The sequence below is a fragment of the Alteromonas sp. ABD4_190 genome (assembly GCF_056160105.1).
Genome location: NZ_JBSWWN010000001.1, coordinates 1732402 through 1743902, shown reverse-complemented (window position 1 = coordinate 1743902; position 11501 = coordinate 1732402). Strand labels below are relative to the sequence as shown.

The following is an 11501-nucleotide window of genomic DNA, read 5'->3' as shown; positions in this document are numbered from 1 at the left end:
AAAAAGCTGCTAAACATACTTACGCCTCTCAGCCAAAAAGCCAATCAACAGAAACGAAGCCACGTAGCCTGCACCTTGGTACTGCCAAGGCAAGTAGGCTAGGGTGTGTTTTAAGAACGGTGCGCCGTATAAGGTTAGTGCGCCATAGCCGAAGGCACAAAGGACTACAAACAAACTAACGCGAATGATGAAATGATAAGGTGCCAGTATGCGTTTTACATGGCCGTTAATCAGGTCGCCGTACACCACTAAAATTGTGGCCATAAGCATAATGCTCATTTCGGTGTAATAGGGGCTTAATGCGCGAGAAAGGGCACTGAAAAGTTGACTCATAAAATTACTACTATTATGACGTTGTTACTGTGTGCCCATTATAACCACGGCAAGTATAAAAGCGTTAACTAAGGCTGAATTGAAATTGGTGGGTAAGACCACTTTAAAAAGCAAGCCGATAGATATCTTCAATCTCTTCAATACTCAATTGCTTGGGATTATTGCGAAGAAGGCGAGTCACTTTACTCGCCTCTTCTGCTAATTCACCTACACAAGAAGGCGAAATATTAAAGTGGGTGAGTGAAGCGGGAATGCCAACATCGCGACACAGTTTTTCTACAGCAACTAATAATAGTTTTATTGCCTCCTCTTTTGGGTGGTGGCGCTCACATACCTTTAAAAGCTTAGCCACACAATAAAGTTTGTCTTGGCAGAACGGTGCATTTACTTTCAATACATGAGGTAGCATTACCGCGTTACTCATGCCATGTGACAGATGAAACCGTCCCCCTAGTGGATAAGCTAAGGCATGTACTGCCCCCACGCCCGCGTTTCCAAACGCAAGACCGGCCATTAAACTGCCGGTGGCCATATCTTCCCGTGCTGATAAGTTCTCACCGTTACTATAAGCGTGAAGTAATGAATTAAAGATAAGCTTCAGTGCTTTCTCTGCTAGTGCATCGGTAATTGGGCTGGCATTTACACTTATATAAGCTTCAAGCGCGTGAACGAATGCGTCTATACCGCTCGCTGCTGTAATCGACTGTGGGCACGTTTTTGTCATCTCAGGTGCAACAATAGCAACATCGGGTAACAAGCAGTGGCTAACAATCCCTTTTTTCATCTGTGCTATCGGGTCTGACAAGATAGCAATGTTGGTAACTTCTGAACCTGTACCTGCGGTAGTAGGGATAACAATAAGAGGCAAACGACGTTTTGAAAGCGTATTTTCACCGAAGAGTTCACTGAGGGGGCCGGCATGATCATATGTAGCTGCAAGTACTTTTGCACTATCAATAGCGCTACCTCCACCAAGAGCAATAATTCCGTCTACTTGCTTCTCACGAAGTGTCGCTAACTTATCCTCTATGATATTCACTTCAGGCTCAGGTGGAATGTCATCAATAATAAGTAACGGTGAGGAGGGTAGCAGTGTGAGTAGTTGATCAAGAAGACCGGATGACGAAACGCCTTTGTCAGTAACGATGGCACAGTCCTTTATGGATAATCTCGCCATTTCATCAGTGAGAGCTTTTATAGCACCAAGACCCGTTATGAGTTTTCCAGCGGTTCTAAATTCAGAAACCTTCATGCGAACCCCTTAATAATCCACGTACACGTTCAAATACTGTTCTATTAATTTATAGTACACAGCATGACTTACCAATTAACTAACCTTATAGATCGTGAAAAGCGCGGTTAATTAGTGGTTTTTATGAACGTATTGCGCATTGTTTATGCAAACGATCGAAAAATAAGGTTTTTTTTAAAATACTTGTTGACGTGAGCGCTCATTTCCCTAAAATGCGCATCCGCTTCGGGGGAAAAGCAAAACAGCAACCCTCCTGAAGTAAGTCTCTACTACCTTTATAGGCCAGTAAAGACGGGAGTTTAGAAGAAACGCTTTCGAAAATAAATTTTCAAAAAGTGTTGACACTGAAAACTTCCAGCGTATAATGCGCACCTCACTCGAACAGGGTGAGTCACTAAGAAGCAAGGCTTCTAGTGAATGTTCTTTAAAAATTTAGACAAGACAATCTGTGTGGGCACTCGTTAAGAGTGTCACAACGACGATTCATATTTCGATATATTTAATTGAAGAGTTTGATCATGGCTCAGATTGAACGCTGGCGGCAGGCCTAACACATGCAAGTCGAACGGTAACAGGAAGTGCTTGCACTTCGCTGACGAGTGGCGGACGGGTGAGTAATGCTTGGGAACTTGCCTTTGTGAGGGGGATAACAGTTGGAAACGACTGCTAATACCGCATAATGTCTACGGACCAAACGGGGCTTCGGCTCCGGCGCAAAGAGAGGCCCAAGTGAGATTAGCTAGTTGGTAAGGTAAAGGCTTACCAAGGCGACGATCTCTAGCTGTTCTGAGAGGAAGATCAGCCACACTGGGACTGAGACACGGCCCAGACTCCTACGGGAGGCAGCAGTGGGGAATATTGCACAATGGGGGAAACCCTGATGCAGCCATGCCGCGTGTGTGAAGAAGGCCTTCGGGTTGTAAAGCACTTTCAGTTGTGAGGAAAAGTTAGTAGTTAATACCTGCTAGCCGTGACGTTAACAACAGAAGAAGCACCGGCTAACTCCGTGCCAGCAGCCGCGGTAATACGGAGGGTGCGAGCGTTAATCGGAATTACTGGGCGTAAAGCGCACGCAGGCGGTTTGTTAAGCTAGATGTGAAAGCCCCGGGCTCAACCTGGGATGGTCATTTAGAACTGGCAGACTAGAGTCTTGGAGAGGGGAGTGGAATTCCAGGTGTAGCGGTGAAATGCGTAGATATCTGGAGGAACATCAGTGGCGAAGGCGACTCCCTGGCCAAAGACTGACGCTCATGTGCGAAAGTGTGGGTAGCGAACAGGATTAGATACCCTGGTAGTCCACACCGTAAACGCTGTCTACTAGCTGTTTGTGACTTTAAGTCGTGAGTAGCGAAGCTAACGCGCTAAGTAGACCGCCTGGGGAGTACGGCCGCAAGGTTAAAACTCAAATGAATTGACGGGGGCCCGCACAAGCGGTGGAGCATGTGGTTTAATTCGATGCAACGCGAAGAACCTTACCTACACTTGACATGCAGAGAACTTTCTAGAGATAGATTGGTGCCTTCGGGAACTCTGACACAGGTGCTGCATGGCTGTCGTCAGCTCGTGTCGTGAGATGTTGGGTTAAGTCCCGCAACGAGCGCAACCCTTGTCCTTAGTTGCCAGCATTAAGTTGGGCACTCTAAGGAGACTGCCGGTGACAAACCGGAGGAAGGTGGGGACGACGTCAAGTCATCATGGCCCTTACGTGTAGGGCTACACACGTGCTACAATGGCATTTACAGAGGGAAGCGAGACAGTGATGTGGAGCGGACCCCTTAAAGAATGTCGTAGTCCGGATTGGAGTCTGCAACTCGACTCCATGAAGTCGGAATCGCTAGTAATCGCAGGTCAGAATACTGCGGTGAATACGTTCCCGGGCCTTGTACACACCGCCCGTCACACCATGGGAGTGGGATGCAAAAGAAGTAGTTAGTCTAACCTTCGGGAGGACGATTACCACTTTGTGTTTCATGACTGGGGTGAAGTCGTAACAAGGTAACCCTAGGGGAACCTGGGGTTGGATCACCTCCTTACCATTACGTCGATAGACGCCTTGATGCAGTGCCTACACAGATAGTCTTGTTTAAAATGAAGAACGACACAAGTTTATGGGGCTATAGCTCAGCTGGGAGAGCGCCTGATTTGCATTCAGGAGGTCAGCAGTTCGATCCTGCTTAGCTCCACCATCTACTTGACACTGAGCTTGCATAAGCGAAGTACTGAAGGCTTGTAGCTCAGCTGGTTAGAGCGCACCCCTGATAAGGGTGAGGTCGGCAGTTCAAGTCTGCCCAAGCCTACCATTTCCTTAATTTAAGAAAGGAAGGTAACAAAGGTAGAAACGTGTCACGTTGGACCCGAAATCCTAATGAATATTTACTGTTTCAGTAAAGATTGATTAGGGTTTTTTACCCTGAGGGAGCATTTACGATACTTGAAAGAGTAATGTAGGTCCTCCTTGCGCAAAAGTCATGACAAAAAGCGTCATGATTTTGCACGATAGTTCTTTAACAATTTGGAAAGCTGATATTAATAGTAATCAATCAAAATTGAGTAACTGAGAAATCGAAAGATGACTTTTTACTCTACTTGACTGAATTGCTTGTTATCAATCGATGATTTGATAGCAAGGCAATTCTTCCGATTAGCTTGTCATGCATACGACATAACTTAGACAGAAGTCAAAAGGCTGTTTGGGGTTGTATGGTTAAGTGACGAAGCGTATACGGTGGATGCCTTGGCAGTTAGAGGCGATGAAGGACGTGTAAGTCTGCGAAAAGCTGTGGTGAGCCGACAAAATGCATTTGAGCCACAGATGTCCGAATGGGGAAACCCACCTGTTTACAGGTATCGTTACATGAATACATAGTGTAACGAGGCGAACGAGGGGAACTGAAACATCTAAGTACCCTTAGGAAAAGAAATCAATTGAGATTCCCCTAGTAGCGGCGAGCGAACGGGGAACAGCCCTTAAGCTGTATTGAATGTAGTGGAATCCTTTGGGAAGAGGAGCGATACAAGGTGATAGCCCTGTACACGACGCAATCTTTACAGTGAAATCGAGTAGGTCGGGACACGTGTTATCTTGACTGAATATGGGGGGACCATCCTCCAAGGCTAAATACTCCTAACTGACCGATAGTGAACCAGTACCGTGAGGGAAAGGCGAAAAGAACCCCTGTGAGGGGAGTGAAATAGAACCTGAAACCGTATACGTACAAGCAGTGGGAGCCCTTCGGGGTGACTGCGTACCTTTTGTATAATGGGTCAGCGACTTATATTTAGTAGCAAGGTTAAGCGAATAGCGGAGCCGTAGCGAAAGCGAGTGTTAACTGCGCGTTTAGTTGCTAGGTATAGACCCGAAACCCGGTGATCTAGCCATGAGCAGGTTGAAGGTTGAGTAACATCAACTGGAGGACCGAACCCACTAACGTTGAAAAGTTAGGGGATGACTTGTGGCTGGGGGTGAAAGGCCAATCAAACCGGGAGATAGCTGGTTCTCCCCGAAATCTATTTAGGTAGAGCCTCGGACGAATTCCATTGGGGGTAGAGCACTGTTAAGGCTAGGGGGTCATCCCGACTTACCAACCCTTTGCAAACTCCGAATACCAATGAGAACTATCCGGGAGACACACGGCGGGTGCTAACGTCCGTCGTGGAGAGGGAAACAACCCAGACCGCCAGCTAAGGTCCCAAAATATTGCTAAGTGGGAAACGATGTGGGAAGGCATAGACAGCTAGGAGGTTGGCTTAGAAGCAGCCACCCTTTAAAGAAAGCGTAATAGCTCACTAGTCGAGTCGGCCTGCGCGGAAGATGTAACGGGGCTAAGCAATATACCGAAGCTGCGGCAGCATGTTTACATGCTGGGTAGGGGAGCGTTGTGTAAGTGGATGAAGGTGAGTTGTAAAGCTTGCTGGACATATCACAAGTGCGAATGCTGACATGAGTAACGATAATGGGAGTGAAAAACTCCCACGCCGGAAGACCAAGGTTTCCTGTCCCATGCTAATCAGGGCAGGGTAAGTCGGCCCCTAAGGCGAGGCAGAAATGCGTAGTCGATGGGAAACGGGTTAATATTCCCGTACTTATATAATCAGTGATGGAGGGACGGAGAAGGCTAGGCAAGCTTGGCGTTGGTTGTCCAAGTGAAAGTGCGTAGGCTGAAGACTTAGGTAAATCCGGGTTTTCAAGGCCGAGACACGAGACGAGCTCCCAAGGGAGTGAAGTTGTTGATGCCCTGCTTCCAGGAAAAGCTTCTAAACTTATGATTATATGAACCGTACCCCAAACCGACACAGGTGGTCAGGTAGAGAATACTAAGGCGCTTGAGAGAACTCGGGTGAAGGAACTCGGCAAAATTGTACCGTAACTTCGGGAGAAGGTACGCCTCTGTTTGTGAACACCTCGCGTGGTAAGCAAATGGAGGCCGCAGTGACCAGGTGGCTGGGACTGTTTATTAAAAACACAGCACTCTGCAAACTCGTAAGAGGACGTATAGGGTGTGACACCTGCCCGGTGCCGGAAGGTTAATTGATGGGGTTAGTTTTCGGACGAAGCTCTTGATCGAAGCCCCGGTAAACGGCGGCCGTAACTATAACGGTCCTAAGGTAGCGAAATTCCTTGTCGGGTAAGTTCCGACCTGCACGAATGGTGTAACCATGGCCACGCTGTCTCCACCCGAGACTCAGTGAAATTGAAATCGCAGTGAAGATGCTGTGTACCCGCACCTAGACGGAAAGACCCCGTGAACCTTTACTACAGCTTGGCACTGAACATTGAACCTACATGTGTAGGATAGGTGGGAGGCTTTGAAGCACAGTCGCTAGATTGTGTGGAGCCGTCCTTGAAATACCACCCTTGTATGTTTGATGTTCTAACATTGGTCCCTTATCGGGATTGTGGACAGTGTCTGGTGGGTAGTTTGACTGGGGCGGTCTCCTCCCAAATAGTAACGGAGGAGCACGAAGGTTAGCTAATCACGGTCGGACATCGTGAGGTTAGTGCAATGGCATAAGCTAGCTTAACTGCGAGACAGACACGTCGAGCAGGTACGAAAGTAGGTCATAGTGATCCGGTGGTTCTGTATGGAAGGGCCATCGCTCAACGGATAAAAGGTACTCCGGGGATAACAGGCTGATACCGCCCAAGAGTTCATATCGACGGCGGTGTTTGGCACCTCGATGTCGGCTCATCACATCCTGGGGCTGAAGTCGGTCCCAAGGGTATGGCTGTTCGCCATTTAAAGTGGTACGCGAGCTGGGTTTAGAACGTCGTGAGACAGTTCGGTCCCTATCTGGTGTGGGCGTTGGATGATTGATGGGAGCTGCTCCTAGTACGAGAGGACCGGAGTGGACGAACCGCTGGTGTTCGGGTTGTGATGCCAATCGCATTGCCCGGTAGCTATGTTCGGAACGGATAACCGCTGAAAGCATCTAAGCGGGAAGCCGGCCCAAAGATGAGTCATCCCTGAACTTTAAGTTCTGGAAGGGTTGTTATAGACGATGACGTTGATAGGCAGGGTGTGGAAGCGTTGTAAGGCGTTAAGCTAACCTGTACTAATTGCCCGAGAGGCTTAACCATACAACGCCCAAAAAGCTTTAGGCTTTTGAGTGTTGTAGACAAGCTAAAGTAAGTAGAGTGAAAAGTAGTTACTCACTGATTGAATTGATATCCAGTTTTCTAGATTGTTACCAGTTTTTCCTGGCAGCCATAGCGATACGGTACCACCTGACTCCATTCCGAACTCAGAAGTGAAACGTATTAGCGCCGATGGTAGTGTGGGGCTTCCCCATGTGAGAGTAGGACACTGCCAGGTCCTAATTCTAAGAAGCCCTTGTCTTATGACAAGGGCTTTTTTCGTATAGGCACGTTGTAGTAAAAAACTGAGCGTACTGTGTGTCCTCCTTGCGCAAAAGTCGTGACAAAGAGCGTCACGATTTTGCACGACAAAACCCGCCTAATGGCGGGTTTTTTGCGTTTGGAAGAAAGAAAAAATGGGGTCAGAGTACATTAATTCACTGGCCATGTTCCAGCGAACATCAAAGAGGGAGCAGAGTACTTTATTTCATTAGGTGCCACTGTATTACTCTAGTAAGCGTCAACTTTCTTTGCGTCTTATTGGCAACGTAGAAATACACTCTGACTTCAAAAGCTATTACTTAGCGCATCAATAATAACCAGAAAATTGTTTACCATTTCTCGCACTTGTTAGGGTTATACTTGAATATATCCAACTAAAAGGAACTGATGATGTCTGAGAGAGTAATATTTGAAGCTACCTTTAACCCTGCGGTAAAAACCTACTGGCTTTTAAGTTTACTGTTGGTGTCGTCTATCACTATAGTAGGTATACCTTTCTTGATTGTATCCATTCCCTTGTTTTTCCTGATCAGTGGCAAAATAATGGCCGCTATGTCTGCTGTTGTTACAGAGCGAAAGCTGGTCGTAAAACGAGGTGTATTTAACAAAGAAGAGAAGTCTATTCCTTTAGAGAAAATTACCGATGTAGCTATGGTCCAAGGACCGTTAATGCGGCTCTTCAATTTATATCGGTTGTCATTCGAAACTGCTGGGCAATCGGCGCAAGGCGCTTTGGTTTCACTTATTGGTATCAATGACGCCGATGCATTCAGAGAGACAATTTTGTCACAAAAAGACAAGTTACTAATAAATAATAGCACGTTCCCTAAAGAAGAAGTCGATGAAAACGGTGATTTGAAGATACTTATTGAAAGCGTTAAACGAATAGAACAGTTGCTAGAAAAAGCGTTAGAAGGAAAACAGTAAACATTCAAGATTAACGTCTTACAGAAAAGCTTACGTCTAAAGCATTTTCTTTGCTTTTGGGACCCTTAATTCTTCTCACTGTCAGTATTCATAGACGGTCTTATTCGATAAAAGCCTTAATAGAGTCGACTTACTTTTAGCAATGTGTAGGTTTTTTGGTAAACTCTTGCGAATAACATTTTAGTCGAAGTAAATAGGACGAACTAATGGCCGTATTCGGTACAGTATTCATGCCACAAATGGCGCTTACTACCTTTGTCAACGATCAATGGACTGACACCGAATTTGTCAGTGCAGACAGCATTTCACTTCACCCTGGTGCGCACGTGCTTCACTATTCGAGTACATGCTTTGAAGGTTTAAAAGCATTTAAGCATGAAGATGGCAGCATCAATATATTTAGAATGGATAAGAATATTGAGCGCTTTGCTCAAAGTAGCCGCCTTTTAAATTTGCCTGAAATAGATAAAGCGCAAGTTGAAAAGATGATTATTGATATTGTTGCTAAATACGCTTCTGAGGTTCCAGAGCCTCCTGGTTCTATGTACATTCGTCCTACTCATATCGGTACAGAAGCGTCCATTGGCAAAGCTGCAGCACCGTCAGCGGATTCAATGCTATACGTATTATTGTCTCCGGTCGGCGATTACTTTGCCGGCGGAGCAAAACCGCTTCGTTTGTTGTTAGATGAAACTGGAATGCGCTGTGCTCCACATATGGGAATGGTTAAAAGTGGCGGTAATTATGCCAGTGCTTTACCACCTATTCTTAAAGCGCGCGCGGAAGTTCAAGCTGATCAAATACTGTTTTGTCCTAATGGTGACGTTCAAGAAACCGGTGCAGCAAACTTCTTACTTATTGACGGTGACGAGATCATTACAAAAGGGTTGGACTCTAGCTTCTTACACGGAGTAACCCGTGCAACCGTTCTTCAAATTGCTAAAGATCACGGCATGAAAGTAAGTGAGCGCGATATTACAGTTGAAGAGCTATTAGAACGCTCTGCAAAACCAAATACAGAAGCGGCGCTGTCTGGTACAGCGGCTGTGCTTACGCCAGTGGGTACTTTTATTCATAACGACAAAGAGTATCAGGTTGGAAGCGGCGAAGCTGGCCCGGTGACAATGAAACTTAGACAGGCGTTAAATGATATCCAATGGGGTAAAGCCGAAGATACCCACAACTGGCTAGTCAAAGTGCCAAATTAGTCTAATTAGATACCCATAAAAAAGCCTGCTTAAGCAGGCTTTTTCGTATCTAAAAAGGCACTCGATTACTTCGCTTTGCCTTGCTTTGCAACTGCATCCATCATTGCTTTAATTGCATCAGCATCGCCAAGATACTCTTTAGAGATTGGCTTAAGGTTTTCATCTAGTTCATATACTAGTGGTACACCTGTAGGAATGTTTAGTCCCAACACTTCTTCGTCTGACATACCATCTAGATACTTAACAAGGGCACGAAGGCTGTTGCCATGGGCAGCAATAATTACACGCTTACCAGCTTGGATGTCTGGACGAATAACGTCGTGCCAGTAAGGTAATACACGTTCGATAGTAAGCTTCAGGCTTTCACCACGTGGCAGAATATCAGCATCAACATTGTTATAACGAGCGTCGTGACCTGGGAAGTGTTCGCTATCGTCTTCAACTGCCGGAGGTGGAATATCGAAGCTACGACGCCAGATTTTCACTTGCTCTTCGCCGTGCTTAGCAGCAGTTTCCGCTTTGTCTAGACCGGTCAGAGCACCGTAGTGACGCTCGTTCAGGCGCCAGTGGCGCTCAACTGGAAGGTAGTGTTGACCCATTTCTTCAAGGGCAATATTAAGCGTTTTGATTGCGCGAAGGAGTACAGACGTATATGCCTGATCAAATGTAAATCCAGCATCTTTAAGAAGCTGACCTGCGGTCTTTGCTTGTGCTACACCAGTGTCGGTCAAGTCAACGTCGTGCCAGCCCGTGAAACGATTTTCCAAGTTCCACTGACTTTCTCCATGACGAATAAGTACCAATTTATACATAGTTGGGTTACCTGCGGCGTTAAAGTGAAATAGTCTGAGATAATTCCAGAAGTTGGACGTTCAGACGTATATTTAAAAACTGCTGTTATCATCCTTGATTGGCGCTTAAAAATCCAGTTTAAGCGGTTATAAAATCGCAGGTAAGACGTGTCTTTGCCTTTCAGTTAAGAGATTTATTAAATAAACCGTGTCAGGTCTGGATGGGCAACTTTTATCCACTCTTTCATTGATGGTTCTTCAATAAAGCTAAAATCTTCAAAATCAAACCCTGGCGCGACTGTACAACCGACAAGTGAGTAGTCACCCATAGTTGCAGCTCCTTGAAAATTGCCCGCCTCAACGACTTCAACATAATCGTTGTTGCCACCACCTATACGGCGTTCCCATAACTGCTGTTTTTGAATTTGGAATAGCTGTAAAGGAGCACCTTCATAGTGATTCCATACTTCATCGTGTAAAACGCGATGAAAGCGACTGACTTGGCCCTTAAGTAAAAGAAAATAGATATGGGTGAGTGCTGGACGACTGGCACCATGGACATAGGATGTAGTCTTATTTTCTGAACGAAAAACCTGACGATAAAAACCTCCCTCGGGATGAGGTTCTAGGTTGTATTTCTTAATAAGCGGATGGGTCATGATAACTTCGTATTGTTGTTATTGCTTTTTTACCGGTGCTCGTTTTTCAATGACTTTCTGAGCATGTATCAAGGTATTAGGCGTTTAGCGTGGTAATTAGCATACCGCTTGCAAGATTATAAGAAAACACGGATGTTATATATTTGTAAATGAACGAGGTGTATGACATTTCATTCGTAATAACTTCCTCCTTGTCGCCACAGGCCAAAAGCTTCTATTTGTCCATAAAGGCTAACTATTCTAACTGGCTGCTTTTCGCTGATAGGAAACACTTTTTCCGCCCACCTCTTTAGAGGCACATGTCGAAACGAAAAGCGGCGATACGAATAACTAATAATAGGTGAACTTTTTTTCATGTTTATGCCGTACAAACTTGAAAATAACGCGACGGATTAAACACGTCGCTCGTTTCTTGCATTGGCAAAATTGAAACGTTGACAATATTCATGAACAGGCAAAGAAGGATGAGAGCGT

Annotated in this window: 6 protein-coding genes, 2 tRNA genes and 3 rRNA genes; 7 read left to right on the top strand and 4 right to left on the bottom strand. The window is 45.7% G+C overall.

The genetic code is table 11. The features are described from left to right. Window positions 1-9: 9 nt before the first annotated feature. Together ACXAFM_RS07720 and ACXAFM_RS07715 are read right to left on the bottom strand one after the other, a co-directional pair. A complete protein-coding gene (locus tag ACXAFM_RS07720; RefSeq protein WP_474828332.1) occupies window positions 10-333 on the bottom strand; it encodes a DUF3392 family protein in 324 nt (107 codons plus the stop codon). Between the two features lie 103 nt (window positions 334-436). Next, window positions 437-1585, bottom strand: a complete 1149-nt coding sequence (locus tag ACXAFM_RS07715; RefSeq protein ID WP_474828330.1) for an iron-containing alcohol dehydrogenase — start codon at window positions 1583-1585, stop codon at window positions 437-439. 500 nt (window positions 1586-2085) lie between these two features. On the opposite strand from ACXAFM_RS07715, the gene ACXAFM_RS07710 reads away from it, so the two are divergent. From ACXAFM_RS07710 to ACXAFM_RS07680, 7 genes are all read left to right on the top strand, one after another. Next, window positions 2086-3618: ribosomal RNA gene (locus ACXAFM_RS07710) — 16S ribosomal RNA — on the top strand. Window positions 3619-3695: 77 nt separating this feature from the next. Further along, a tRNA-Ala gene (locus ACXAFM_RS07705) sits at window positions 3696-3771 on the top strand. Between the two features lie 37 nt (window positions 3772-3808). Beyond that, window positions 3809-3885: transfer RNA gene (locus tag ACXAFM_RS07700), tRNA-Ile, on the top strand. A 402-nt stretch (window positions 3886-4287) separates the two neighbouring features. Further along, window positions 4288-7163, top strand: a 23S ribosomal RNA gene (locus ACXAFM_RS07695). A 119-nt stretch (window positions 7164-7282) separates the two neighbouring features. Further along, window positions 7283-7398, top strand: a 5S ribosomal RNA gene (gene rrf / locus ACXAFM_RS07690). Together the 16S, 23S and 5S rRNA genes with 2 tRNA genes alongside form the textbook arrangement of a ribosomal RNA operon. A gap of 434 nt (window positions 7399-7832) precedes the next feature. After that, complete coding sequence (locus tag ACXAFM_RS07685) at window positions 7833-8369, top strand: PH domain-containing protein (RefSeq protein WP_474834051.1); 537 nt, start codon at window positions 7833-7835, stop codon at window positions 8367-8369. A 206-nt stretch (window positions 8370-8575) separates the two neighbouring features. Next, window positions 8576-9577 carry a branched-chain amino acid aminotransferase gene (locus ACXAFM_RS07680; RefSeq protein ID WP_474828326.1) on the top strand — a complete coding sequence of 334 codons (1002 nt, stop codon included), beginning with the start codon at window positions 8576-8578 and terminating at the stop codon, window positions 9575-9577. 65 nt (window positions 9578-9642) lie between these two features. On the opposite strand, the gene gpmA is transcribed toward ACXAFM_RS07680, so the two are convergent. Further along, window positions 9643-10389, bottom strand: coding sequence for a 2,3-diphosphoglycerate-dependent phosphoglycerate mutase (gene gpmA, locus ACXAFM_RS07675; protein WP_474828324.1), 747 nt, complete (start codon window positions 10387-10389; stop codon window positions 9643-9645). 176 nt (window positions 10390-10565) lie between these two features. Continuing rightward, entirely contained in the window at window positions 10566-11027 is a 462-nt protein-coding gene (locus tag ACXAFM_RS07670; RefSeq protein ID WP_179982112.1) for a cupin domain-containing protein, read from the bottom strand. Between the last annotated feature and the right edge of the window lie 474 nt (window positions 11028-11501).

Bases quoted from the DNA above. Each gene is read 5' to 3' on its own strand.
- ACXAFM_RS07670 (WP_179982112.1), bottom strand. From the start codon at position 11,027: ATGACCCATCCGCTTATTAAGAAATACAACCTAGAACCTCATCCCGAG.
- gpmA (WP_474828324.1), bottom strand. From the start codon at position 10,389: ATGTATAAATTGGTACTTATTCGTCATGGAGAAAGTCAGTGGAACTTG.
- ACXAFM_RS07720 (WP_474828332.1), bottom strand. From the start codon at position 333: ATGAGTCAACTTTTCAGTGCCCTTTCTCGCGCATTAAGCCCCTATTAC.
- ACXAFM_RS07685 (WP_474834051.1), top strand. From the start codon at position 7,833: ATGTCTGAGAGAGTAATATTTGAAGCTACCTTTAACCCTGCGGTAAAA.
- ACXAFM_RS07680 (WP_474828326.1), top strand. From the start codon at position 8,576: ATGGCCGTATTCGGTACAGTATTCATGCCACAAATGGCGCTTACTACC.
- ACXAFM_RS07715 (WP_474828330.1), bottom strand. From the start codon at position 1,585: ATGAAGGTTTCTGAATTTAGAACCGCTGGAAAACTCATAACGGGTCTT.